We start from the raw sequence: 25,170 nt of genomic DNA, 5'->3' as shown, positions 1-25,170 counted from the left end.
CGAGCCGGAAAACCTCAGATCAACCCGCGCTTACCTTCTCCAGAGGATAGTAGAAGCCGCAGCATCGACATGACATCCAGGAACTCCCGTGATGAACGCAATACCCGCCAGCAGCGACATACAGCAGGTGATCGCCCGCCTGGACTGGACTTCCAGCCCGCTGGGCGCCATCGAAACCTGGCCGCAGAGCCTGCGCACCGCCGTGGACATCATGCTCCACTCGCCCATGCCGATGGCCGTGCTGTGGGGCCCGCAGCTGACCCATCTGTACAACGACGCCTACGCCCGGCTGGTTGGCGACAAACATCCCCGGGCATTTGGCCAGCCCACCCACACGGCCTGGCCCGAACTTCGGGAAATGGCCGAAGGGATTTATCACAGCGTGTTACAAGGCAGCATGCGCACCTGCCGCGACCAACAATGGCGCATGCCTTTCAGCGGGCGACTCTGTGATGTCTGGCTGGACTTGACCTACAGCCCGGTGCATGACGAGAGCGGCAGCGTAGCGGGAATCCTGATCACCGCCATCGAGACCAGCGAACGGCGACGCCTGGCCCAGGAGTTCGAGCGGCGCTCCGAGGCCAGCCTCAAGGCCCAGCAGGAAAGCGAAGAACGCCTGCAACTGGCGCTGGCGGCCACCGATGCGCTGGGCACCTGGGATTGGGACATCCGCGAAGATCGCTTCATCGCCGACGCGCATTTCGCGCTGCTCCATGGCGTCGATCCGAATCTGTCGCGCCAATTACCCATCAACGCCTACCTCGAAGGCGTGCATCCCGAAGACCGGGCGATGGTCGCGCACAGCATCAAGCATTGCATCACCCACGGCACCGAATACGCCGAGGAATACCGCCTGCTGCAGCCTGACGGAGAGCTGCGCTGGGTGTTCGTACGCGGACGTTGCTACAAGGATCGCCATGGCCGGCCCAAGCGTTTTCTCGGCGCGGCGCTGGACTTGACCGAACGCAAACGCACCGAACACGCCCTGCGCCAAAGCCAGACCGAGCTGCAATTGATCATCAACGCCATGCCGGTGCTGATCAGCTACGTCGACCGCGAAGAACGCTTCCGGCTCAATAACAGCGCCTACCTGAACTGGTATGGGCTGACCCCGCAGGAGCTGTACGGCAAGACCATTCGCGAAGTCATCGGCGAGGAAGCCTACGCGGCCCGCGCTGAACAGATCGCCGACGCCCTGGCAGGCAAGCCGTGCAGCTTCACCGTTGAATCGGCTCACCGTGACGGCCGGCCGCGCCATGCCTTGATCAATTACCTGCCCCGCCGTGGCGGTGACGGAGCGGTGAACGGCTTCTACATCTTTGTGATCGACGAGACCGACCGCAAGAAAACCGAGGAAGCCCTGCGTAACCTCAACGAAACGCTGGAAGAACGGGTCATTGCCCGCACCCAGCAATTGGCCGAAGCCAACCATCGCCTGCAAAGCGAAATGTTCGAACGCGAGCGTGCCGAGGAAGCGCTGCGCCATGCGCAGAAAATGGAAGCGGTGGGCCAGCTCACGGGCGGCATCGCCCATGACTTCAACAATATGCTCACAGGTATTCTCGGCAGCCTGGACCTGATGCAGCGCTACATCGCCTCCGGCCGCGCTGCCGAGATAGGCCGTTTTACCGAAGCGGCCATTTCCTCGGCCAACCGCGCCGCCGCCCTGACCCATCGCCTGCTGGCCTTCTCCCGGCGCCAGTCGCTGGACCGCAAGCCATTGGATGCCAACGCCCTGGTGCATTCACTCGAAGACTTGCTGAGCCGGACCACGGGCGATCACATCGTCCTGCGGCTGCAAATGGCCGGTGAGCTGTGGCCGGTCAGCACCGATGCCAGCCAACTGGAAAATGCCCTGCTCAACCTGGTGATCAATGCCCGGGACGCAATGCCTGACGGCGGCGAATTGACCATCGAAACCGCCAACGTCTACCTCGACGGCCACGACATCAACACTCTGGAACCGGTAAAAGCTGGCGATTACGTGATGATCGCCGTGCGCGACAACGGCAGCGGCATGACGCCTGCGGTTCTGGCAAAGGCCTTCGATCCGTTCTTTACCACCAAGCCCATCGGCCAGGGCACCGGCCTGGGGTTGTCGATGATCTACGGATTTGCCCAGCAATCCGGTGGGCACCTGAGCCTGGACAGCGTGCCAGGCCAAGGCACGCGCGTGCAGCTGTACCTGCCGCGGCTGCACGTTGCGCCGGCCGAGCAGGCTGCCGAACCGGCGACCACCGACGCACCGGCAGCCAACGCCGGCGAAACCGTGCTGCTGGTGGAAGACGAACCGGCGGTGCGCATGTTGGTGCTCGATCTGCTGCACGCCTTGGGCTATACCGCGCTCGAAGCCGAAGAGGCCAAACAGGCCATTGCGTTGCTGGAGTCCAGGCAGCGCATCGATCTGCTGGTGACCGATGTCGGCCTGCCGGGCATGAATGGCCGGCAGTTGGCGGAAATCGCCCGCCAGCACAGGCCCGACTTGAAAGTATTGTTCATGACCGGTTACGCACAGAAAGCCACCGAGCGCCAAGGGTTCCTGGATCAAGGCATGGATATGGTCGCCAAGCCGTTCACCCTGGATCTGCTGGCCACCAAAATTCGGGCGATGATCAACCATGGCAAGTGACTTGAGGCATAATCGCCGCCCTTTTGCACCGCTCAGGTCACCGCTGCAATGAAAGCCCAAGCCCGCCATATCCTGGTGAAAACCGCCGAAGAAGCCGAACAGCTCAAGCAACGCATCGCCAAGGGCGAGGCGTTCGACGTCCTGGCCAAGAAATACTCCACCTGCCCCTCCGGCAAGCGCGGCGGTGACTTGGGTGAAGTACGGCCGGGGCAGATGGTCGGCGCCATCGACGCGGTGATTTTCAAGAAGCCGCTGCGAGTGGTGCACGGGCCGATCAAGAGCAAGTTCGGCTATCACCTGGTGCAGGTGTTTTACCGGGATTGAATAGATCCTGAGCTGCGAACCGACCCCTTGTGGCGAGGGGATTTATCCCCTCGCCACAAATGCATGATCTCCAGGGATGTCGCTACCTGGGAATCAACGCCCCCGGTACCTGGATCACCCGGCTCGCCAACAGGTGCCCGGCCTCGGCCGCCTCCGCCGGGCTGCCACCCAGCAAGCGGCTCGCCAGGTAGGCGGCGCTGAACGAGTCACCCGCCGCCGTCGTGTCCACCACCCGTTCGACCCGCTGGGCAGGCACGTCGTAAGACCGACCATCACAACAGATCAGACAGGCCTCGGCGCCGCGCTTGAGCACCACTTCCGGCGTGCCCAGTTGCGCATACGCGGCAAACACCGCCTCGCTGTCGGCGTGACCGTACAGCGCCTGTTCGTCATCCACCGTCAACAGCGCCAGCTCGACGTAGGGCAACACGCTGCGATAAGCCGCGCGGGCGGCCTCGATCGAGGGCCAAAGCCTGGCCCGGTAATTATTGTCGAACACCACTTGGGCGCCGCGCCGGCGCGCCTCGATCAGGGTCTCGATGAGTTTGCGCCGCCCCTGCTCGCCGATGACCGCCAGGGTGATGCCGCTGAAATAAAGCACGTCATAGCCAGGCAACGCCGCCAGGATCGGCGCGGCGGCCGGCGTGGTGAAGCACTCGCGCACCGCCGCCTCGTTGCGCCAGTACAGGAAACGCCGCTCACCGGCCGCATCGGTCTGGATGCAATACAAGCCCGGCAGACGCCCCGGCAAGCGCTGGACCATGCCCAGGCCAATACCTTCAACCGCCCAGCCTTGGCACATGGCGTCGCTGAAACTGTCATCGCCCAGGGCGGTGACGTAATCCACCGAACCTTTGTCGCCCAAGGCCCGGGCCAGGTACACAGCGGCGTTCAGCGTGTCACCGCCGAAGCTCTGTTGCAGGCTGCCGTCGGCGCGTTCTTGCAGTTCGATCATGCATTCGCCGATCAGCGCGATGCGAGGTTTTGAAGCTGTCATGGATAAATCCTGGCATTTCGAGGAGGTCTGGGCGCGACTCGGTCTGAACGTTAGAAACAGGTTTCCATGCTCTCGACTACCCGCAATCCCTCATCCACCAGGCACGCCACCCGCCATTTGTCGAACGTCAGGCACGGATGGGAGGTGCCGAACGCAATGATGTCGCCTACCCGCAACTCGACGCCCGGCGCCACCGTCAGGAACGCATGCTGGTCCATCACCGCCGTCACCTTGCAGCCGCTGATGTCGTCCCCAGCCACCGAATCCGAACCGGGCGTGTAGCGCTTGAGCGGCACCGGTAACCCGGCGTCGTAGGCGACGTCGCGCTTGCCCAGGGCAATCACCGCAAAGCCCGGCTCCGGCAACGATTGCACGTGGGCCCAGACTTCCAGGGCCGGGCGCAGGCCTTCGTGCAGGTCGTTGCGCCGCTCCAGTACGCAGCACTGCGCCTCTTTGTAGATGCCATGATCATGGGCCACGTAACTGCCGGGACGCAGCACGCTGAGGAAACGTCCGTGGGCATTGCGCGCTTCGAACGACTCGGCGATCAGGTCATACCAGGCCGAACCCGAGGCGGTAATGATGGGTTTGTCGATGGCAAACGCGCCGCTGTCCTGCAACTGCATCGCCAGTCCCACCAGGGACGCGGCGAACGCACGGATGCCGCTGACGGCGTGGTCGCCGTGGATCACGCCTTCGTAGCCTTCGATACCGGTCAATGCCAGCGCCGGTTGCGCGCCGATGGCCTCTGCCAGGGCCAGCACCTCGGCCTCGGTCCGGCAACCACAACGACCACCGACCACGCCGTATTCGATCATCACGTTCAAGCGCGCACCGCGAGAGGCGAAATAGGCCCCAAGCTCGGCGACGTTGTCTGGATGATCAACCAGGCAATGGAATTCGAACGTCGGGTCGCCCAGCAGATCGGCGATCAGCGCCATGTTCGGCCTGCCCACCAACTGATTGGCCATCAGCACACGGCGCACGCCATGGGAGTAGGCGGCACGGGTCTGCACCGCCGTGGCGAGGGTCAGGCCCCAGGCGCCGGCTTCGATCTGGCGGCGAAACAGTGCCGGGGTCATGCTGGTCTTGCCGTGGGGCGCCAGCTCTGCACCGCTGTCACTGACGAATTTCTGCATCCAGCGAATGTTGTGTTCCAACGCGTCGCGGTGCAGCACCAGTGCCGGCAGGCTGACGTCCCGCAGCAAATGGGTACCCGGCGCGGCAGCGCCCTTCTCGACGCCAGCGTTATGAATCGCAGAAGACATGGTTGAACTCCTCACACAGCCTCGGCTGTCTATTCGTTGATGCGACGGGCCAGGTTGTTGGCGCTTTCGATCAGCACCCGGCGGTAGTCGGCGTAATTGTTCTTGGCGTCGGCCCTCGGGGCGACGATGCACAGGGTCGCAATCGCCACGCCATTGGGGTCTTTGACCGGGGCGGCGAAGCAATGGGTGAAGGTGTCGGCAACGCTGTCGAAGGAGAAAAATCCATCCATGCCGGCCTGGCGGATTTCCTTGAGGAACTGTTCAAGGGGCAGGCGCTCGCCGTCCGGCAGGATGAAGTCGTCCGGGTCGATCAGGTCGACGATCTGCTGGTCGCTCAAATGTGCCAGCAGCAGGCGCCCGGACGCGGTCCAGGGGATCGGCGCGTTCTCGCCGATGTCCGACGAAATGCGAAAATGCCGCTCGCCTTCCTTCATCAGCGCGACGGTGTATTTGCGCCCGTTGAGCAGGCACATCTGCGCCGTTTCCCGGGTCTGGCGGACGATTTCCTGCAAGGCGTGATCGGCCTCGCGGCTCAAATCGAAATGCCGCAGGTGCGCCTGCCCGAGGAAATACAATTGGCGGCCCAGGTAGACGTGACCGTCCTTGCCCACCGGCTCAAGGATGCGCCGCTCCAGCAGCGACGCCACCAGTTCATAGACCGTGGACTTGGGGCTGCCGATGCCGCTGGCAATATCGTTCGGGCGCAGCGGCTGGCCGATTTCCTTGAGGAAATCGAGAATATCGAACGCCCGATCCAATCCTCGAGCCCGGCGTTTGATGGTGTCTTCGGTCATGTCTGCGGTTCCTGAGATCAATTTTCAACGGGCACGAACGCCCTTGTGGCGAGGGAGCTTGCTCCCGCTGGCCTGCGCAGCAGGCCCATTTTTGCGACTGCTGCGCAGCCGAGCGGGAGCAAGCTCCCTCGCCACGGAAAGTGGCCTCGCCAGAGTATCGTGTTCAGGCCTTTTTCTTGTAGGCCACACAATCGATCTCGACCTTGCAATCGACCATCATGCTCGCCTGCACACAAGCCCGGGCCGGGGCGTGTTCCGGGCTGAAGTATTCGCCGAAGACCTTGTTGAAACTCCAGAAGTCCCTAGGGTCATCCAGCCAGACACCACAGCGCACCACATCCTTGAGGTCGTAACCGGCCTCTTCGAGTATCGCGATCAGGTTTTTCATGGTCTGGTGCGTCTGCTCGACGATGCCGCCAGCAATGATCTCGCCGTTCACCGCCGGCACCTGGCCGGACACGTGCAACCAGCCATCGGCCTCCACGGCGCGGGCGAATGGCCGTGGCTGGCCGCCGCCTGCGGTGCTGCCGGTGCCGTAGCGCGTAATGCTCATGGTTATCTCCTTGTTGAATTGAATTTAAAAACGGGTGTTCTTGAGAAATTCCGCCAGGCGTGGCGATTGGGGGCGTTCGAACAGTTCCTTCGGCGGCCCCTGCTCTTCGATGCGGCCCTGGTTCATGAAGACGATTTTGTCGGACACCTCGAAGGCAAAGCGCATTTCGTGGGTCACCAGCAACATGGTCATGCCGTCTTCGGCCAGCCCCTTGATCACGTTCAGTACTTCGCCAACCAGCTCCGGGTCCAGGGCCGAAGTCACTTCGTCGAACAGCATCAGGCTCGGGTTCATCGCGATGGCCCGGGCAATCGCCACGCGCTGCTGCTGGCCGCCGGACAACTGACCGGGAAAATGATCGCGCCGTTCCAGCAGGCCGACCCGCTGGAGCCATTTTTCAGCCAAGGCCACCGCTTCATCCTTGGGCAGCTTTTTCACCTTGAGCAATCCCAGCGTGACGTTCTGCAGCGCGGTCAAATGGGGAAACAGGTTGAATTGCTGGAAGGCCATGCCGGTCATCGCCCGGTGTCGGGCGATGACTTTTTCAGGATGGCGGACACGCTTGCCGTCCACCTCGTCATAACCGATGGACTCGCCGTCGAGCACGATCTGGCCGCCCTGGAATTCTTCCAGCATGTTCACGCAGCGCAACAGCGTGGTCTTGCCCGAGCCGCTGGAGCCGATCAACGTGACCACGTTGCCGCGCTGCATGCTCAGGTCCACACCCTTGAGCACTTCCAGCGGACCGTATTGTTTGCGCAGGCCGCGAATGTCCAGCAGCGGTTGGGCGTTCGAGAGGGATACGTCAGTCATGGCAAGGCCACCCGCTTTTCAATGTGCCGCCCGAGCAATTCGATGGCGTAGTTGATGATGAAAAAGAGAAACCCGGCGAACAGGTAGAACTCCAGGGTCATGAAGGTCCGGGCGATGATCTGCTGGGTGCTGAGCAGCAATTCGGCGACGCCGATCACCGACAGCAAGGTCGAGGCCTTGACGATCTCGGTGGAGGAATTGACCCAGGTCGGCAGGATCTGCCGCAACGCCTGGGGCAACAGCACATAGCCCAGCGCCTGGTAAAACGTCAGGCCGATGGCCTGGCTCGCTTCCATCTGCCCACGGGGCAAGGCCTGCAACGCACCGCGCACGATCTCGGCGACATGCGAACCACAAAATAGCGTCAAGCCCAGGACACCGGCCTGGAACGCGCCGATCTGCCAGCCCAGCGCCGGCGCCATGTAGAAGCAGGCCAGCACCAGCACAAACACCGGCGTGCCGCGAATCAGGTCGACGTAGAAACGAAACGGCGCGCGCGTCCAGACCCGCCCGTATGTCAGCGCCAATCCGGCGACGACGCCGATCAAGGTGCCCAACACAATCGCCAGCAGCGAACACTGCACACTGGTCAGGAAACCGGCCAGCAAGGTGTCCCGGGCGACCCACAACTCATGCAACCAACTGGGGGATTCGTACATGGAACACTCCTAACGGCGGATCGCCAGGCGCTGCTCGAAATACCGCAGCAGCATGGCGATGAGGTAACAGGCCGCGACATACAGGGCCGTGGTCACCAGCCAGGTTTCAATCACCCGGTAGCTCTCCACGTTGATCTTGCGGGCGTAATAGGTCAGCTCCGGCACGGCAATCGCCGCCGCCAGGGACGTGTCCTTGAACAGCGAAATGAAGTTGTTCGACAGCGCCGGCAGCACATTGCGCAACATCACCGGCACGGTCACGTAGGCCTTCACCTGCCACTCGCCCAGGCCGATCGCCAACCCCGCCTCACGCTGTCCCTTGTGAATGCTCACCAGCCCGCCGCGGAACACTTCGGTCAGGTAGGCCCCGGCGTATAACGAAAGAGTGATGACAAACGACGGCAGCTTGTCCAGGCGAATGCCCAGGCTCGGCAAGGCGAAATAGATCAGCAGGATCAACACCAGGATCGGCGTATTGCGGATCACCGTGACGTACACCGAGGCCAGCACTCGCAGCAGGCGGTGCTTGCTCAGCAGCGCGAACGCCAGCAGCAGGCCGATCACGCAACCGATGGCAATCGACACCAGCGCCAGGGAAAGGCCCAGGCCCAGCCCCGCCAGCAAGGTGTCGAAATCGCGCCAGACGGCGGCAAAGTTCAACTGATAATTCATGGTCGGCAATACCTTAGTCGGAGCGCCTTGATGTGGCGCTCCGGGCTCACAGGGTCATTTGTATTCAACCGGAAAACCAATGGCGGGCGACGGCAGCTCGACACCGAACCACTGCTTGAACGACGCCGCATAGGTGGGGAATTCCACGCCGGTCATGGCCTCGTGCAGCGCGGTGTTGACGAAGTTCAACCAGTCCTGGTCGCCGCGCTTGACTGCACAGGCGTAGGTTTGCGGGCTCCAGGCATAGGCCGGGCTGCGGTAGCGCCCAGGGTTCTGCACCATCAGGTATTTGACCGAAGACTGATCGGTGGCGGCGGCATCGGCGCGGCCGGAGTTCACCGCCTGATACATCAAGTCGACGCTGTCGTATTGATCGACCTTGGCCTTGGGCAACGCCTGGTGCACCAGTTCTTCGGCATAGACGTTCTGCAACACCGCCACGGTGACGTCATCGCCCGCCGCCTTGAGGTCTTCGATCTCCTTGTACTTGCTGTTGGCCGGCAATAGCAGACCCACCCCTTCGCGGTAGTAAGGCAGGGTGAACGCCACTTGCTGGGCGCGACTGGCGGTGACGGTGATGAACTGGCAACTCATGTCGACCTTGTCGGTCAGCAGGTTGGGAATCCGCGCATCGGACGACTGCACCACGAACTCGACTTTCTCCGGATCATTGAACAGACCCTTGGCGACCATCCGCGCAATGTCGATATCGAACCCCTGCAACTTGCCATCCGCTCCCTGGAAGTGCCACGGCGCGTTGGTGCTGCCGGTGCCCACGATCAATTTCCCGCGTTGCAGCACGCTGTCGAGCTTGCTGTCGGCCGCCTGGGCGACACCCACGGCAGCCGTCGTGGCTGCGAAGAAAAAAACACACGCTTTGAACAAGGAAGGTCGGCGTTGCATGGCAAGCACTCCAAGGTGAGTTTATTCCGCTATACCGGAACATGGTATGTAACAACGGAATAGACAGCAGAAAGTGTGCCACAGCCTTTCGGCCCTGGGGAGGGATAAATGGAAAGCGAATGAAATCAGCCAGATAGAAAAAGCCAACGGCTAAGCGCCGTTGCGGCGCGAAATTGGGTTGCTACCGTTGGCTACGGCGGCCGGTTACAAAGGCCCCATCCCGAAGCGTCGGCGAGTGCCGGCTACCCCCGTCGCACCGAAAGAGAGCCGTTGGACGGCCAGCCTCACCGGGATGCCTACGATGCGGTTCGAGAGAAACCGACGTTGCACCGCACACCAAGCGCCACGATCAGCTTTTAAGCTCTGCCTCAAGGAAGCTCACCAACGCCTGCACCCGCGCACTGCGCAACGTGCGCGAGGGCACCAGCAAATTGATCGGTGCGCTGTCGAACCGCCAGTCCGCGAGCACGCGCACCAGCCGTCCTTCGGTCACGGATTTGCTGACGTCCCACTGCGAACGTAACACCAGCCCCAGGCCCTCCTCCGCCCAGCGCCGGGCCACGCTGCCATCGTTGCTCATCAAGGCCGGCTTGATGCGCAGGGTTTTGCGCCGTTGCTCGTTGCGCAGGTGCCACAGCGTGACATCCTCGTCGTTTTCACGGATGCAAATGCAGCGGTGCCCGGCGAGTTGCTCGGGTGACGTAGGCATACCGTGTTGCTCCAGATAGGCCGGGCTCGCGCAGAGCCATCGTTCATTCGAGGTCAGGGGGCGGGCGACCCAAAGACTGTCGCTGAGGTTGCCGATGTGGATCACCGCATCGCTGTCGTGACGATCGGGCCAAGGCGTTTCCCGCAAATCGAGATGGAGGCATAACTGCGGATGCAGCCGGGCAAAACGCGCCAGCAGCGGCGCAACGCGTTGACGCCCGAAGCCGAACGGCGCCGCCAACCTGAGAGTGCCGACCAGTTGATCATTGCGGCGCCTGAACGACTCGGGTAGCGCTTCAAGCTGTTCCAGCAAGCTCGCACTCTGTTGGGCGAAACGCTCGCCGTCGGCCGTCAGGCTCAGGCGCCGCGCGTCGCGGTTGGCCAGGGTCAGGCCGAGCAATGCCTCCAGCTTGCGCAGGCGCATCGACAGCGCGGGGGGCGAGACATCCAGCGCCCTGGCGGCAGCGCTCAAAGAATCGGAACGCGCCAATGTCACGGTCATGCGCAGGTCTTCAAGGCTGATCATTCAGTTCAACTTAATGATTGATGATGGCGCATTGAACCACGACTTCACGCTGACTGAGTAGAGTCACGCCAGTCCCAGCCAACCGAGTCCAGCCCATGCCAGCCTCAATCACCACGCTCGATACCCCCTGCGCCCTGATCGACGTCACACGCATGCACCGCAATATCCAGCGCATGCAGCAGCGCATGGACGCCTTGGGCGTGCGCTTGCGGCCGCACATCAAGACCAGCAAATGCTTGCCGGTGGTCCAGGCGCAGATCGACGCGGGTGCGAGCGGCGTCACCGTGTCCACTTTAAAGGAAGCGCAACATTGCTTCGCCGCTGGCATCGAGGATATCTTTTATGCCGTCGCCATGGCGCCCGGAAAATTGCCTCAAGCTCTGATCCTCAAGCGCAAGGGTTGCCGCCTGGGCATCCTCACCGACAGCCTGGCGGGAGCGCAGGCCATTGTTGATTTCGGCCAGCAGCACGACGCGCGTTTCGACGTCTGGATCGAGATCGACTGCGACGGCCATCGATCCGGCCTGCGGGTCGATGACGACTCACTCATCGCCATTGCACGGTTGCTCAACGACGGCGGCATGCCGCTTTGCGGGGTCATGACCCACGCCGGCTCCAGTTACGAACTCGACAGCCCGCAGGCGCTACAAGTCTTGGCCGAACAGGAACGCAGCACTTGCGTCAGCGCCGCCCAACGTCTGCGCGAAGCCGGGCTGGCCTGCCCGCAAGTCAGCATCGGTTCGACGCCCACTGCGTTGTCGGCGCTGAGCCTGGAGGGCGTGACCGAAGTGCGCGCTGGCGTCTATGTGTTCTTCGACCTGGTGATGCAGAACGTTGGCGTCTGCCAGCCGGATGAGCTGGCGCTGAGCGTACTGACCACCGTCATCGGCCATCAGCCCGACAAAGGCTGGATCATCACTGATGCTGGCTGGATGGCCATGAGCCGCGACCGCGGGACCCAACGTCAGCAGCGGGATTTCGGCTATGGACAAGTGTGCACCGAAGCCGGCGAATGGATCGAGGGCGCACTGCTCACGGGCGCCAATCAGGAACACGGCATCATCACCCTCGCCGATGCCACGGGCTTCGATATCACGACGCGCTTCCCGGTCGGCCACCGCCTGCGCATCCTGCCCAACCATGCCTGCGCCACCGGCGCGCAGTTTCCCCATTACCACGCCTGCAAGGACACCGGCGAGGTGCAAACCTGGAGTCGCCTGCATGGCTGGTGAAATCGATTTTATCCAGACCCTTGATGCCGCAGCGCCAGGCGGACATTACTCCCAAGCGGTCGCGTACCAGGGCATGCTGTATGTCTCGGGACAATTGCCGATACGCGCCGATGGCTGCCACCGCATTGGCGAGCCCTTCGAGGTGCAAGTGACCGTCGCCCTGGATAACTTGATGGCGATTCTCGGCGCGGCGGGCCGGCGTCCAAGTGACTTGTTGAAGGTGACGGTGTACATCGCAGGCATTGAGCACTGGCCTGCGTTCGACCGGATCTACACGCGCTATCTGGGCGACCATCGACCCGCACGTGCAGTGGTCCCCGTGCCGGCTCTGCATCACGGGTACCTGATTGAAATCGAAGCGCTGGCCGGTGGCGGTTAAGGGCATGAAATAGACCTCAGCCCCCCGGAACCGATGTCGCTACATTTTTTGCGAAGTTAGCCTGGCAGATACAGCAGATTGTTCTTTGCCAGGCTCAACAACGGCACATCCCGCCAGGGCCGCTTTGTTAGTTTATCGGGAAGAATCACGACCTGCTTTCGGCAGCGTCGTCACTGCCCCAGGAGCCCGTTGGATGACCACCCAAACCTCGAATATTGCGCAAACCACCGGGCAGTTTTATATCGATGGTCGCTGGCAGTCTCCGGCCCGATCAACGACGCTATCGGTGATCAATCCCGCCACCGAGGAAATTATCGCCGAGGTCGCCCAGGGCTCCTCCCAAGACGTTGACCGCGCCGTCGCCGCGGCTCGCGCGGCGTTTCCCAACTGGGCCGCAACGCCGGTGGCGGATCGTGCGTTGATCGTCGGCAAGATTCACGAGCTGATGCTCGAACGCAAGGAAGCGCTGGCCCAGGTGCTGTGCCTGGAGATGGGCGCGGCCATCGGTTTCGCACGGTCCATGCAGGTGCCATTGGCCGCTGAGCACGTTCGGGTCGCGCGCGATGTGCTGACTTCCTATCACTTCCAGCACGTCGAAAACGGCACGGCCATCGTGCGCGAACCCATCGGCGTCTGCGGCCTGATCACCCCGTGGAACTGGCCGCTTTACCAGATCACCGCCAAGGTTGCCCCGGCGATTGCCGCCGGTTGCACCGTGGTGCTCAAGCCCAGCGAACTGTCCCCCTTGAGCGCCCTGTTGTTCGCCCAATTGGTGCATGACGCCGGTCTGCCGGCGGGCGTGTTCAATCTCGTCAACGGCGGCGGTGCCGAAGTCGGCGCGGCCATGGCCGTGCACCCCGAGATCGACATGATCTCCATCACCGGCTCCAACCGCGCGGGCGCCCTGGTCGCGCAAGCCGCCGCCACCACGGTGAAGCGCGTCACCCAGGAGCTGGGCGGCAAGTCACCGAACATATTGCTGCCCGATGCGGACTTTGCCAAAGCGGTGCCGCCGGGAGTGATGTCGGCGTTCCGCAATGTCGGCCAGTCGTGCAGCGCACCGACCCGAATGATCGTGCCGCGCAACCGCCTGGCGGAAGTCGAGGCGCTGGCCGCGGCCACCGCCAACGCGATCATCGTCGGCGACCCCTTGTCGGAGGAAACCGTACTGGGCCCGATCGCCAACGAGGCACAGTTCAAGCGCGTGCAGGCCATGATCGAAGCGGGCCTGGATGAAGGGGCAAAACTGCTCTGCGGCGGTCCGGGGCGCGTAGCCGGTTTTGAAAAAGGCTTCTACACCCGGCCGACGGTGTTCTCTCACGTCAGCACCGGCATGCGCATCGCCCAGGAGGAAATCTTCGGCCCGGTGCTGTGCATCATCCCCTACGACACGGTGGATGAAGCAGTGGCCATCGCCAACGACACCGTCTACGGCCTGGGCGCCCATGTCCAAGGCCAGGACCTCGATCAGGCCCGCGCCGTGGCTGCGCGCATCCGCGCCGGGCAAGTGTTGTTGAACTACCCGGCCTGGAATCCCATGGCGCCGTTCGGTGGTTACAAGCGCTCGGGAAACGGACGCGAATATGGGGTCCATGGATTTGAGGAGTATCTGGAAATCAAGGCGATTGTCGGGTTCGAGTGACCGCCCTACTCCTCGAGCCGCCCCGTGCCCTCACGATCACGTTCGTAGTGCCGGGCCAGCGCAAACGGCGGCAGCCAGGACTCACGGCGCACGGTCCAGCATTCGTAAGTGGGCGTCAGTTGGTCGGGGGCGTCGAGCGCGCCGAGGTGCACTTCGATTTCGTCGCCACTGCGGGCGAACAGGGATGAGCCGCAGGTGGGGCAGAAATGGCGTCCAGCATAGTCCCGGGTTTCGCCCTTGATCGTCACCGCGTCCTCGGGGAACACGGCGGCGGCGTAAAACAGTGCACCAAGGTGCTTGCGGCAATCGAGGCAGTGGCAAAGGCCGATCCGGTATGGGCGCCCCGAAGCTTCAATGCGAATGTTGCCGCACAGGCAACCGCCGGTGAATCGGTCCATCGTGCATCTCCTCTGCTATCGAGAATGTTTTCATGACGTGTGCCGATCAAGGATAGGTGCATGTTGCGCCATCAGCTCGACCACCCAGTCGATGAACACTCGCAACTTGGCGCTGATGTGACGGTTCGGCGGATAAGCCACGTAGAGCGGCATCGGGTCCAGGCGCCAGCCTGCGAACAGCGGCACCAGCGTACCCTGCGCCTCGTGGAGTCGTGACATGTAGCTGGGCAGCCAGAGTATTCCCAACCCCGCCAAGCCTGCGGCGAGGTAAGCGTTGCCATCGTCGACCGCCACGACGTAGCGCCCCTTGATGTGCAGGCGCTCGTCGAGGTTGTGCATGGCGTAAGGCAGCGCTTTGCCGGTGCGTGCCCAGAGGAAACCGACGATGCGGTGCTCGGAATCCTCCAGTTCCAGGGGATGAACGGGCGTGCCCACGCGCGCCAGGTAACTCGGCGCGGCGAAGACGCCGAGGGCCAGGTTGCCGACGCGCCGGCCGATCAGCGACTGATCCTTCAGTTCACCGCCACGCACCACGCAATCGACGTTTTCATCAATGATGTCGACGATGCGATCACTCACGCCCATGTCGATCTGGATGTCCGGATAGCGGGCATGAAAAGCCGGCAGCGCCGGCACCAGGATCATCGCGGCCAGCGGGCTCGGCACATCAACCCGCAGACGCCCTCGAGGCAGCGCCTGGGCGCCCGACAGGCTGGTCTCGGCATCGTCCATGTCAGCCAGCAGGCGAATCGCTCGCTCATAGAAGACTGCACCGTCAGCGGTGACATTGACCTTGCGCGTCGTGCGGTTGAGCAGCTTGACCCGCAAGCGTGCCTCGAGCTGCTGCACCAACTGGGTCACGGTGGTCTTGCTCATGTGCAGGGTTTGCGCCGCCTTGGTAAAACTGCCCGCCTCCACCACTCGAACAAACGCTTGCATCGCATCGAAACGATCCATCTTCTCCGCCGCCTCCGTCAGATTGTTTGGGATTCACGAACAGTGAGCGCCAAGGTTGCTCGTTTATCGCCCGGGTACAAGCCCCTAGAGTGACTGCAACGATGAATTCGCGTCGTTCCACATGATTTCCGGAGGTTCCCATGACACCGCGTGACGTAGTTTTCCCACCCGGACGCCAGGCGCTATACGAACGCAACCGCTATTCGCCGGCGATTCGTTCCAATGGTTTCCTGTTCGTCTCCGGGCAAGTCGGCAGCACTGAGGATGGCTCGCCCGAGCCCGTGCTGGAAGACCAGGTCCGCCGCGCCTTCAACAATCTCAAGGCGATACTCGCCGCCGCTGATTGCAGCTTTGACGATGTGGTCGATGTCACGGTCTTCATGGTCGACCCGCAGTCGATTTTCGAGCGGGTCTGGAGCGTCGTGCCCGAATTCTGGGGCAACGCGCCGCACCCGACGCTGACGGCGGTGGGCGTGACGTGGCTGTATGGTTTTCAGTTCGAGATCAAGGTGATCGCCAAATTGCCTGAAGGCGACAGGTAACGCGTTGACCTGAGGGCGACAAAGCAATGCCATCGCGAGCAGGTCCGCGATGGCGAAGCGTCAACCTTTCACCGCTGCCTGGATCGCCGCGATGTCGATCTTGGTCATCGTCATCATGGCTTCGAAGGCACGCTTGGCGGCAGCCTTGTCGGTGCTGGTGACGGCATCGACCAGCACGCGGGGACTGATCTGCCACGACACGCCCCATTTGTCCTTGCACCAGCCGCAGGCGCTGGCCTGGCCGCCGTTGTCGATGATCGCGTTCCACAAGCGGTCCGTTTCGGCCTGGTCATCGGTGGCGACCTGGAACGAAAAAGCCTCGTTGTGCTTGAACATCGCGCCGCCGTTGAGCCCGATACAAGGGATGCCGATCACCGTGAAGTCCACGGTGATCACATCGCCCTGCTGGCCGGCAGGGTAATCGCCCGGCGCATGATGGATGGCGTCCACTGCGCTGTCGGGAAACGTCCTTGCATAGAACTCCGCCGCTTCCTGCGCAGTGCCGTCGTACCAGAGACAGATCCTGTTCTTATTGTTCATTGCGCTTCTCCGAAAGGGACTGGACGGTGAAGTCTAGCAGCCCCCCGCGAAGGTGAATGACCAGGCCTCAGGTGAACAGATCGACGCCCAGTTGGAATGCGACCCACAGCGCCAGGCCAGTGGCAAAGACCAGGGCGATGTTTTCGAACAGGTTGTTGCGGTATTCCTTGCTCAGCAACGACTTCTGGTTGGACATGATCAACAGGCCCAGGGAAATTACCGGCAAGCCAATGATGTTCAGCGCATTGACACCGATGGTCAGGGTCACGAAGTCCGGCATGCCCGGCAGCGACCAGATCAGCGGTGTCACGAGAATGAACAACATGAACCACTTGTGCATCGGGTCGCGATGGAACTCCTTGCCATAACGCTCGCGACGCTCGGGCTTGACGTGCTGGAAAGCGTCGGTGATGAGCATCGGGAACGCCGTGGTCTTGCCGGAAATACTGGCAAACAAGGTGGCGAAGACACCGATGAAGAAGACGTACCAACCGATCGGGCCGAAGAAGATTTCCAGGGCCTTGCCCAGGTCGCCCAAGGTGTTGACCTCAATGCCGTTGGGCCGCAGGATTTCCGCGCCGACAATCCAGATCGCCAGGTTGATGACGATGCCGACGAACACCGCAAACAGCAGGTCGTTACGCTGGATGCGCTTGTGCTCCGGCCCGACCCAACCTTTCTGGCGCATGACGTAGGGGTGGACGAAGTTGGCGATGGAACCCGCCACAGCACCGATCACCGACACCGCCACCAGCAGCGCACCGTGCACGCCTTCATCGGGCGGGATGCTGAAGCCGATGGTGCCTTTGACGATACCAGCGACATCCGGTCCGGACATCACCGCCAGCGCCAGGAACGCCAGCGTCATGATCGCCAGCAGCACCTTCATCACGCCTTCGATCATCGTGTAGATATTGCGCCCGACGAGCATCCACACCGCCAGCACCACCGCCACCGAACAGAGCAGCGCGTAGTCCGTCTTGAGCAGCATGGCCAAGGCCTCACCGGCGCCCTTGATCATGTAGGCATTCATCAGATGCCCCATGAGCAGCGCGTACACCAGCATGAACCAGGCAAAAAACGGGTTCAGTTGTGCGTAGCCTTGCAGGATGGTCATGCCCTGGTTATTGCAGAGCTGGAAGCGCGCAATGATGTTGACGATCAGGTATCGAAGCAGCAGGGACACCGCCAGCACCCACATCATCGCGTAGCCGTAGTTCGCGCCGGCCACGGAAGATGTGATGAGGTCGCCAGCGCCCAGCCAGGACAGTACCGCGATGATACCGGGGCCAAGTAGCTTTAACAGTCGGGTGAAGCGACCTTGCGCGGGGGCACTGGCCTTGCCTTCTACGGAAGGAATGCTCGACATGGATGGATCTCCGTTATTTTTTTTGTGAGAACGGAGACAGTCCATCATATTTCGTACGACATCGTACAACTATAATTAGACTGGAAATGTGTAAAAATATTTCAAAGTCTGAGGTATGGGAAAACGCCACTACGGTAAGCCCTCACGGGACATTCCCCAGCTCGCCATGGTTGATCATCCAGCGAATCACGCTCGCCACTGGCACGCGATAATGCTGAACCGCGTTCAAACCCGCCTGGTCATGCCGGTACCGTTCGACATAGCGGCTGAGCAACACGTGCCGGCCATCCTCGGCAAGCCGCAGTTCGACTTCATGACAGTGCAGCGCACCTTGGCCGAGGTTTTTCACCCGCCGATGCAGGACCAGTGCTTCGCTATTCATCCGCGGCCCCTTCTTCCTGGCATTGCGGCTCGTCTTGCACGGAGCCCAGCTTGCCCTCGGCGACGAAGTCGGCGCGCCGTTGCGCGGTCACGTCACGAAGCGCCACGTAATAATCAGGTTTGGCCTGGAGTTTGTCGGTAAGCGGCAGCGCCTCCGCCCGGCCATCGACGACACCGCCAACGGTCTTGATCGTGCCCAACGTCTCGACGGTATCGCTGTTGCTGCCGAACGGGTCCACGGCGAAGCTCACCACCTTGCCGGTCGCGTCCCGCAAGTTGCCAGTGCCAAACAGTGGCAGCTCGACAATCGGCCCGGGGGCGATGTTCCAGACGCCGAAGGTCTGGCCGAAATCGGCCTCGTGGCGCTCGATGCCCATTTTGCCCGACACGTCGATCAGCCCGACGATGCCCACGGTGGTGTTAATGACAAAACGCCCCAGGGTGGTGACCGAGCGCTGCCCGTTGCCTTGCAACAGATCGTTGATGAACACCTTGGGCTCGCCGAAGTTGGCGACGAAGTTGTGCACGCCGGTCTGGAACATGTCCGGCAGTTTGCGATAACCCCGGGCGACGGGGGCCAACGCGTAGTCGTCGAGCGTGCGGTTGAAGGCGAAGATGCCGCGGTTCACCGGCTCGACGGGGTCGTGCACGGCGTAGGGAGCAGGCTGGCAACTGCCCGGCGTGGCGGCGGGTGTGCTGGTGCAACCGCTGGCGAACGCCGCCAGCGCAACGACGACGGTGGATCGAGCAAGCAGCGGCGCGGGTCTGGCGATCGGCATACAGAATTATCTCGGCGAGGAATGAGGAGTGCCTACCCGTTGAAAGCCGAACACCAAACCCGTGGCGAGGGAGCTTGCTCCCGCTGGGTCGCGAAGCGGCCCCCAAAAATCCATGAGCGCTTCGCACTCAAGCGGGAGCAAGCTCCCTCGCCACAGGGTTCAGTGCACAGCTTCACTGGCTGACATCGACGCAATCCTGCCGCGGTTTTCTTGCCCGAAGATTTCCGCAATGTTGCGCGCCGGTCGCTTTATTTCCGGATTGAAATATATGACGCGCACCCCGCAATCACCCTAGTATTGACCCCGTATTCACTGCCCGACGTGACCACCGTGAGCCATTTACTCCTGGTGGACGATGACCTCGAAGTCCTCGCCCTCCTGCGCAAGTTTCTTGAACAACATGGCTATAGCGTTGAGGTCGCCGCCGACGGCAACGCCTTGTGGCGAGCGGTGGAACGTCGGCAGCCAGACCTGATCATTCTTGACGTCATGCTCCCCGGCGATAACGGGCTGGTGCTTTGCCAACGGTTAAGGACCGAACACCGGGTCGGCATCATCATGCTCACCGCCATGGGCGAGTTGAGCGATCGCGTCGTCGGCCTGGAAATGGGCGCCGACGATTACCTGACCAAACCCTTCGACGCGCGGGAGCTGCTGGCCCGGGTGCGCGCCGTCCTCAGGCGCACCGGCGAAGCCAGGGGCGCCTTGGGAGATTCGAGCCGGCCGGTCCTGGAATTCGAAGGCTGGCAGCTGGACGTCACCCGGCGCGAATTGCGCTCCCCCGACAAGGTCATGATCCCGCTGTCGGCCGGTGAATTCGAGCTGCTGCTGGTGTTCGCCGAACACTCGCGCCGCGTACTGACCCGCCAGCAGTTGCTCGATATGGCTCGTGGCGAAACCTTCGATGCGTTTGACCGCAGCATCGATGTCCAGGTCAGCCGACTGCGACGCAAACTGGAGTCCGACGTTACGGGCCCATCGATGATCCGCACCGTTCGCAACAGCGGCTACCTGTTCAGTCCCCACGTGGTGAAACGATGACCGGCCAGCGCGCCAAAGTGCCTCGGCCACGGGACACGGTCGCGCGCTGGATCGCCCTGACTACCATGGTCGCGATGCTGACGTTGCTGGCCCTCAACGAATTGTTTTCCCTGTTGGCCGGTGCCTGGGCGCGCCCTCCCCTGATGGAAACCGGCCTGATGGAAAAGGCTGCGGCCATCACCCGCATCATCGACTCGGTCGCCCCCGGACAACGGCTCGACATTGCCAAGGCCGCCAGCGACCAAGGGCTCAGCGTGCAGTGGTTGCAGCGCCATGAAGAGGCGCGGTTGCCCATCGTCGACGACCCGGAGTTCAGCGAGGGCTCGGCGTTTTTGCGTCGTCAACTGGGCAGGCCCGACGCCCGCATCGAGGCCTACGAGCCGGGGGACTGGCCCGCCGAGGACCCCGCCCGGCGCTACGCCCTGATCATCGAGCTGGCGGACCATACCTGGGTGGACCTATCCGTGGCGTCACGCAGCTGGGGACTGGGGGAATGGCAGCGCAACCTGATCATTATCGCGCTTATCCTGCTCTCGACATTGGTCGTCGCCCTGATTGCCACGCGGCACCTGGCGACACCGCTGGAACGCTTCGCCGAGGGTGCCCGGCGCTTCGGCGTGGATTTCCGGGCGCCGCCCATCCCGGTCGTCGGCCCCCACGAAATACGCCAGGCGATCCTGGCCTTCAACGCCATGCAGGCCCAGCTCAAGCACTTCGTCCAGGACCGCACGCAAATGCTCGCCGCCATCTCCCACGACTTGCGGGCGCCACTGACCCGCATGCGCCTGCGCGGCGAGTTCATTGAGGACGCCGAACAGCAATCGAGGTTGTTCAGGGACGTCGACGAAATGCAGGCGATGGTCAACGCCGCGCTGGAATTCTTCCGCGACGAAGCGCGGCTCGAGCACGCCACGGCATTCGACCTGGCGGAACTGCTGCATACGGTCGTCGATGACCTCAGGGACGCAGGTATCGAGGTCTACTTTGCGGGCGCCCAGCGCTTTGTCTATGTGGGCCGGCCTATTGGGATAAAACGTGCGCTGACCAACCTGATCGACAACGCGATCAAATACGGCACCGAGCCCAGCGTCCAGCTCAAGGCCTACACGGACTGCGTCGAGATCCGCGTCCTCGATCGCGGTCCGGGCATCGCGCCGCAATTTCACGAGCAAGTCTTCGCGCCATTCTTTCGCATCGAGGGTTCACGCAACAAGAACACCGGCGGCGTCGGCCTGGGCCTGTCGGCGGCGCGGGCGACAGTGCTGGAGCATGGCGGCACGCTGACCCTCAGGAATCGGCGCGATGGTGGCCTGGAGGTCAAAGTCACGCTCCCGCTCAATTGACCCCTGGGCGAACAATGCCCTAAACATCACACGCCTTCCCCGGTAGGATGTCCGGCCTTTTGCCTTGGACCCAGTCGCCTGGAATTGCCTGATGATCCTGATCGTTTACGCCCATCCCTACCCCGACCAGTCGCGGGTCAACCAGCAAATGCTCAAGCGCGCGTCCACCCATCCGCACGTGGTGATACGGTCTCTCTACGACCTCTATCCCAACTTCGACATCGACGTCGAGGCCGAACAGCGCGCCGTCGAACAGGCAGGCTTGGTCGTGCTCCAGCATCCGATGTACTGGTACAGCATGCCGCCCCTGCTGAAATTATGGATCGATAAGGTGTTTACCCACGGCTGGGCGTACGGCAAAGGCGCAACGGCCCTCACGGACAAAAGCCTGCTCTGGGCGGTGACCACCGGCGGCGAACACGATCATTTCCAGATGGGCGCCTATCCAGGCTTTTGCGTGCTGGCCCAGCCCCTCCAGGCGACCGCGCTTTACTGCCACATGCGCTGGTTGGAGCCGGTGGTCGTGCATGGCGCGTATGCCGCCGAATCCGACGCCCAACGCGCACAAATCGAACACTACGGCGAACGCCTGGCCGCCTGGAAGGAAGATTGATATGGAGACCCATAGCCTGATTGAAATGCTGATCTACCTGGCCTCGGCGACGTTGATCGTACCGATTGCCGTACGTTTCGGCCTGGGCCCGGTGCTGGGTTACCTGCTGGCCGGCTGCGTGATCGGCCCGTGGGGGCTGAAGTTGATTACCGACGTCAAGGCCATCCTGGAGTTCGCCGAAATCGGCGTGGTCCTGATGCTGTTCATCATCGGCCTTGAGCTCGATCCCAAACGCCTGTGGGCGCTGCGTCGGATGGTGTTTGGTGGCGGCGCGCTACAGATGCTCGCTTGCGGTGCCGCCATTGCGGCGTTTTGCGCAGCGCTCGGGCTGGGTTGGACGGCGGCATTGCTGGTAGGCCTGACCCTGAGCCTTTCCTCCACGGCCATCGCCATGCAGGCAATGAGCGAACGCAACCTGACCGCGACCGCCGTGGGCCGCAGCAGCTTTGCCGTGCTGCTGTTTCAGGACATCGCGGCCATTCCCCTGGTCGCCATGATCCCGTTGCTCTCGGCCCACGGCACCACACCGTCGGGTACCGCCCTGGCGTTGTCGATCGTCAAGATCGTCGCCGCCATCAGCGTCGTCGTGCTGCTCGGGCGTTACGTGACGCGACCGCTGCTGCGCTTCGCCGCGCGCTCGGGCCTGCGTGAAATCTTCAGTGCCGTGGCGTTGTTCCTGGTGTTCGGCTTCGGCTTTCTGCTGGAAGAAGCCGGCCTGTCGATGGCCATGGGCGCCTTCCTCGCCGGTGTGCTGTTGGCCAGTTCCGAATACCGCCATGCCCTGGAGAGCGACATCGAACCGTTCAAGGGCCTGCTACTGGGGTTGTTCTTCATCGGCGTCGGCATGTCGATCGATTTCGGCACGCTGATCGACTCACCGCTGAAAGTCATCACCCTGACCCTCGGGTTCATCCTGATCAAACTGCTGGTGATCAAGACCGTCAGTCGCTTCCTGAATGTTCCCGCCGGCCAGCGTTCCTGGCAGGCGGTATTGCTCGGCCAGGGCAGTGAGTTCGCCTTCGTGGTGTTCGGCGCCGCGACGCTGGCCGGCATCCTGACCGACCAGTGGGGCAAGAGCCTGACGCTGGCGGTGGCGTTGTCGATGTGCGTGACGCCCTTGCTCATTTTGGTGTTGGAGCGGATCGAGTCGGCCGGCAAAAAAGGCCGCCAGGAATCCGACCTCGTCGACCAGCAGAACCCGCGGGTGATCATCGCCGGCTTCGGCCGTTTCGGGCAGATCGCCGGACGCTTGCTGATGTCCTGCGGCGTCGAGGTGGTGGTCCTGGATCACGACCCCGACAACATCGAGACACTGCGAAAATTCGGCGTGAAGGTGTTCTACGGCGACGCCACGCGCCTCGATCTGCTGCACGCGGCCGGGGCGGCCCAGGCGGCGGTGCTGATCAATGCGATCGACGATCAGCAAGACAACCTGACACTGACCCGGTTGGCCCAGGAGCACTTCCCCATGCTGAAACTCGTCGTTCGCGCGCGGGACATGGGCCACCTGATCAACCTGCGTCAGATGGGCGTAGAAATCGCCGAGCGGGAAACCTTCGAGAGCGCGTTGGCGTTGGGCCGCAGTGCGCTGGTGCAAATGGGTGTCGGAGCATACGAGGCGCGTGAGCGCGCCGATCAGTTCCGTCGCCTCAACCTGCAGATGCTCGAAGAAATCGTCGCCCAGCCGGAAGACGACCTCAAGTTCCGGCACGACGCCTACCGGCGGGCCAACGCATTGCTCACCGAGATGTTCAACGAAGACCGCGCGCGCCCCGTCGACAGTTGGCCGGAACATCACCGAAACGAAACGGATGAGGCGCGCAGCTAGCCGGTTACCACCGATATCAGCACCGGCTCCCTGGGCAACATGGGCAGGCGCTGAAAATCGACCTCCTTCACGTCCAGCCGCCAATGCACATGGCGGCACAGATATTCAAAGGTCTGCTGCATCAGGGCCAGCGTCAGCGGCTCGCCCGGGCAGCGGTGATACGTGTATTCACCGCCGCCCTGGCTGATGACAGAGGTTTTCATCGGGCACTGGCCGAAACGTTCGGGAGCGAAGCTCTCCGGGGTTTTCCAGTGCGACGGATCACGGTTGCTGCCAAACAGATCGAGCAACACCCGAGTGCCTTTTTCGAAGCGATAGCCTCGCCACTCGAAACGCTCGCGCACGAACGCCGCCACCATCGGAAAGAACGCGTAAAAGCGCCGCACTTCCTCGGAGAAAGCCCAGGCCGCACCCTCGTTGGCTACGATATTGGCCCGCCATTGCGGCCGACGTTCCAATTCGATAAGCCCGAACAACTGAAAGCGCCCCACCGCCACCACGGGGCGCAACAGGTTAAGCAACTCGACCGCCGCTACGTGGGGTGGGAGCAACTGACCTTGGTCATCGCGGTGCTGGGCGAGTTTGTGCAGCGGGGATTGCTGCGCCGCTGAATCGCCCTCGCGCCGGCACTCTTCGATCCAGCCGACGGCCTGGGCTTCGCAGGCCTTGCGTCGCATCCAGGCGGCCGGCATGCGCCAGTCAAGGCGGCCATTGCCATCGATCAGCGAGGCGAGCCGGCGAGTCAGGCGGTGCATCGCCTGATCATTCATCGGCGCAACGCCCGCCCACTCGCAGACCGACCGACACAGCAGCGCCTCCAGCCAGGGCAGACAATCGAACGGCTGGTTCGCCGGCAGCCTGGCGATCGCCTCACTCAAGCGCGCCTCAAAGAGCCGGGCCAGGCGCTGCACGTTCTGCGTGTCCAACAGCTCGAGAAACAGCTGCTTGCGTCGCGCATGAGGCGCCCCATCCAGGCCTTGGACGCTGCCCGTGCCCAACAGGATGTTGCGCAGCGGTGCCGGCGTCGACGTGGGTGTTCGGACAAAGCGCCGGGCATCGTAAAACAGCTCTGCCGCCTCAAGCCCACTGAGGCAAAGCGTGCGCCGCCCCAGCAGCCTTGTCTGGAAGACCGGGCTGCGATACTTCGCGCAACGCTTGCGGATGAAAGGGTAGCCCTCCTGCAAGAAGGCCCATGTTGAATCGACCCAGCGATGGCCGGGAATACCAGAGTCCGCCATAACGAAATCCCTGCCTGACAATCATACGTCTGGGACATCGAC

General features: G+C 62.6%; 26 protein-coding genes. 10 read left to right on the top strand and 16 right to left on the bottom strand.

All coding sequences use genetic code 11. The features are described 5' to 3' along the window. Positions 1 to 91 precede the first annotated feature (91 nt). Positions 92 to 2,629 (top strand): PAS domain-containing protein, encoded by a 2,538-nt coding sequence (locus HU742_RS09620; protein WP_186642325.1) that lies wholly within the window; start codon positions 92 to 94, stop codon positions 2,627 to 2,629. A gap of 48 nt (positions 2,630 to 2,677) precedes the next feature. After that, positions 2,678 to 2,953 (top strand): peptidylprolyl isomerase, encoded by a 276-nt coding sequence (locus HU742_RS09615; RefSeq protein ID WP_019690952.1) that lies wholly within the window; start codon positions 2,678 to 2,680, stop codon positions 2,951 to 2,953. A gap of 82 nt (positions 2,954 to 3,035) precedes the next feature. On the opposite strand, the gene HU742_RS09610 is transcribed toward HU742_RS09615, so the two are convergent. The 9 genes from HU742_RS09610 to HU742_RS09570 all read right to left on the bottom strand — a co-directional run bounded on the left by HU742_RS09610 (position 3,036) and on the right by HU742_RS09570 (position 10,846). Then, positions 3,036 to 3,950 (bottom strand): sugar kinase, encoded by a 915-nt coding sequence (locus HU742_RS09610; RefSeq protein ID WP_186637488.1) that lies wholly within the window; start codon positions 3,948 to 3,950, stop codon positions 3,036 to 3,038. Positions 3,951 to 4,000: 50 nt separating this feature from the next. Continuing rightward, positions 4,001 to 5,218, bottom strand: coding sequence for an amino acid deaminase (locus HU742_RS09605; RefSeq protein WP_186637490.1), 1,218 nt, complete (start codon positions 5,216 to 5,218; stop codon positions 4,001 to 4,003). Positions 5,219 to 5,247: 29 nt separating this feature from the next. Beyond that, entirely contained in the window at positions 5,248 to 6,012 is a 765-nt protein-coding gene (locus tag HU742_RS09600) for an IclR family transcriptional regulator (protein ID WP_186642324.1), read from the bottom strand. Positions 6,013 to 6,175: 163 nt separating this feature from the next. Next, positions 6,176 to 6,565, bottom strand: a complete 390-nt coding sequence (locus HU742_RS09595) for a RidA family protein (protein ID WP_186637492.1) — start codon at positions 6,563 to 6,565, stop codon at positions 6,176 to 6,178. A 24-nt stretch (positions 6,566 to 6,589) separates the two neighbouring features. Then, on the bottom strand, positions 6,590 to 7,378 hold the full coding sequence (locus HU742_RS09590) for an amino acid ABC transporter ATP-binding protein (protein WP_186637495.1): 789 nt from the start codon (positions 7,376 to 7,378) through the stop codon (positions 6,590 to 6,592). Beyond that, a complete protein-coding gene (locus HU742_RS09585; RefSeq protein ID WP_186637498.1) occupies positions 7,375 to 8,037 on the bottom strand; it encodes an amino acid ABC transporter permease in 663 nt (220 codons plus the stop codon). Before HU742_RS09585 ends, HU742_RS09590 begins: the two co-directional genes overlap by 4 nt. A 9-nt stretch (positions 8,038 to 8,046) precedes the next feature. Continuing rightward, positions 8,047 to 8,709: an amino acid ABC transporter permease gene (locus tag HU742_RS09580; RefSeq protein ID WP_186609149.1), complete on the bottom strand. Its 663-nt coding sequence runs from the start codon at positions 8,707 to 8,709 to the stop codon at positions 8,047 to 8,049. A 54-nt stretch (positions 8,710 to 8,763) separates the two neighbouring features. Further along, positions 8,764 to 9,612 carry a transporter substrate-binding protein gene (locus HU742_RS09575; protein ID WP_186642323.1) on the bottom strand — a complete coding sequence of 283 codons (849 nt, stop codon included), beginning with the start codon at positions 9,610 to 9,612 and terminating at the stop codon, positions 8,764 to 8,766. A 349-nt stretch (positions 9,613 to 9,961) separates the two neighbouring features. Beyond that, on the bottom strand, positions 9,962 to 10,846 hold the full coding sequence (locus tag HU742_RS09570) for a LysR family transcriptional regulator (protein ID WP_186642322.1): 885 nt from the start codon (positions 10,844 to 10,846) through the stop codon (positions 9,962 to 9,964). Between the two features lie 95 nt (positions 10,847 to 10,941). Between HU742_RS09570 and HU742_RS09565 the strand changes: the two genes are divergently transcribed. The 3 genes from HU742_RS09565 (at position 10,942) to HU742_RS09555 (ending at position 14,099) form a co-directional block, all read left to right on the top strand. Further along, the gene (locus tag HU742_RS09565; protein WP_186642321.1) at positions 10,942 to 12,078 is read left to right on the top strand and encodes a DSD1 family PLP-dependent enzyme; all 1,137 of its coding nucleotides are present in this window, start codon (positions 10,942 to 10,944) and stop codon (positions 12,076 to 12,078) included. Continuing rightward, positions 12,068 to 12,457, top strand: coding sequence for a RidA family protein (locus HU742_RS09560; RefSeq protein ID WP_186637505.1), 390 nt, complete (start codon positions 12,068 to 12,070; stop codon positions 12,455 to 12,457). Before HU742_RS09565 ends, HU742_RS09560 begins: the two co-directional genes overlap by 11 nt. 193 nt (positions 12,458 to 12,650) lie before the next feature. Further along, positions 12,651 to 14,099 carry an aldehyde dehydrogenase family protein gene (locus HU742_RS09555; RefSeq protein WP_186642320.1) on the top strand — a complete coding sequence of 483 codons (1,449 nt, stop codon included), beginning with the start codon at positions 12,651 to 12,653 and terminating at the stop codon, positions 14,097 to 14,099. 5 nt (positions 14,100 to 14,104) lie between these two features. Here the strand turns inward: HU742_RS09555 and HU742_RS09550 are convergent, their stop codons facing one another. Both HU742_RS09550 and HU742_RS09545 read right to left on the bottom strand, forming a co-directional pair. Next, positions 14,105 to 14,497 carry a GFA family protein gene (locus tag HU742_RS09550; RefSeq protein ID WP_186642319.1) on the bottom strand — a complete coding sequence of 131 codons (393 nt, stop codon included), beginning with the start codon at positions 14,495 to 14,497 and terminating at the stop codon, positions 14,105 to 14,107. 30 nt (positions 14,498 to 14,527) lie between these two features. Beyond that, complete coding sequence (locus HU742_RS09545) at positions 14,528 to 15,454, bottom strand: LysR family transcriptional regulator (RefSeq protein WP_186642318.1); 927 nt, start codon at positions 15,452 to 15,454, stop codon at positions 14,528 to 14,530. Between the two features lie 140 nt (positions 15,455 to 15,594). Between HU742_RS09545 and HU742_RS09540 the strand changes: the two genes are divergently transcribed. Further along, positions 15,595 to 15,996: a RidA family protein gene (locus tag HU742_RS09540; RefSeq protein WP_186637513.1), complete on the top strand. Its 402-nt coding sequence runs from the start codon at positions 15,595 to 15,597 to the stop codon at positions 15,994 to 15,996. 60 nt (positions 15,997 to 16,056) lie between these two features. Here HU742_RS09540 and HU742_RS09535 read toward each other — a convergent pair whose 3' ends face one another. The 4 genes from HU742_RS09535 to HU742_RS09520 form a co-directional block, all read right to left on the bottom strand. Continuing rightward, entirely contained in the window at positions 16,057 to 16,536 is a 480-nt protein-coding gene (locus HU742_RS09535; protein WP_186637515.1) for a VOC family protein, read from the bottom strand. Positions 16,537 to 16,603: 67 nt separating this feature from the next. After that, complete coding sequence (locus tag HU742_RS09530; protein WP_186637517.1) at positions 16,604 to 17,905, bottom strand: Nramp family divalent metal transporter; 1,302 nt, start codon at positions 17,903 to 17,905, stop codon at positions 16,604 to 16,606. Between the two features lie 142 nt (positions 17,906 to 18,047). Then, positions 18,048 to 18,287, bottom strand: a complete 240-nt coding sequence (locus HU742_RS09525; protein WP_186642317.1) for a hypothetical protein — start codon at positions 18,285 to 18,287, stop codon at positions 18,048 to 18,050. Beyond that, positions 18,280 to 19,065 (bottom strand): MlaA family lipoprotein, encoded by a 786-nt coding sequence (locus tag HU742_RS09520; protein ID WP_186637521.1) that lies wholly within the window; start codon positions 19,063 to 19,065, stop codon positions 18,280 to 18,282. Before HU742_RS09520 ends, HU742_RS09525 begins: the two co-directional genes overlap by 8 nt. A gap of 330 nt (positions 19,066 to 19,395) precedes the next feature. On the opposite strand from HU742_RS09520, the gene HU742_RS09515 reads away from it, so the two are divergent. The 4 genes from HU742_RS09515 to kefC all read left to right on the top strand — a co-directional run bounded on the left by HU742_RS09515 (position 19,396) and on the right by kefC (position 23,890). After that, the gene (locus tag HU742_RS09515; protein WP_186637523.1) at positions 19,396 to 20,106 is read left to right on the top strand and encodes a response regulator; all 711 of its coding nucleotides are present in this window, start codon (positions 19,396 to 19,398) and stop codon (positions 20,104 to 20,106) included. Next, positions 20,103 to 21,449 (top strand): sensor histidine kinase, encoded by a 1,347-nt coding sequence (locus HU742_RS09510; RefSeq protein WP_186642316.1) that lies wholly within the window; start codon positions 20,103 to 20,105, stop codon positions 21,447 to 21,449. The genes HU742_RS09515 and HU742_RS09510 overlap by 4 nt, the downstream gene beginning before the upstream one ends. 91 nt (positions 21,450 to 21,540) lie before the next feature. Continuing rightward, a complete protein-coding gene (gene kefF / locus HU742_RS09505) occupies positions 21,541 to 22,062 on the top strand; it encodes a glutathione-regulated potassium-efflux system oxidoreductase KefF (protein ID WP_186609183.1) in 522 nt (173 codons plus the stop codon). A 1-nt stretch (position 22,063) separates the two neighbouring features. After that, entirely contained in the window at positions 22,064 to 23,890 is a 1,827-nt protein-coding gene (gene kefC, locus HU742_RS09500) for a glutathione-regulated potassium-efflux system protein KefC (protein ID WP_186642315.1), read from the top strand. On the opposite strand, the gene HU742_RS09495 is transcribed toward kefC, so the two are convergent. Beyond that, positions 23,887 to 25,128 carry a cytochrome P450 gene (locus HU742_RS09495; protein WP_186642314.1) on the bottom strand — a complete coding sequence of 414 codons (1,242 nt, stop codon included), beginning with the start codon at positions 25,126 to 25,128 and terminating at the stop codon, positions 23,887 to 23,889. The two genes, kefC and HU742_RS09495, sit on opposite strands and share 4 nt — an antisense overlap. Positions 25,129 to 25,170 lie beyond the last annotated feature (42 nt).

Origin of the sequence: Pseudomonas marvdashtae, from assembly GCF_014268655.2 — a bacterium.
GTDB lineage: Bacteria > Pseudomonadota > Gammaproteobacteria > Pseudomonadales > Pseudomonadaceae > Aquipseudomonas > Aquipseudomonas marvdashtae.
The sequence above is the reverse complement of the archived record's forward strand: the minus strand, read 5'-3'. Positions and strand labels throughout refer to the sequence as shown.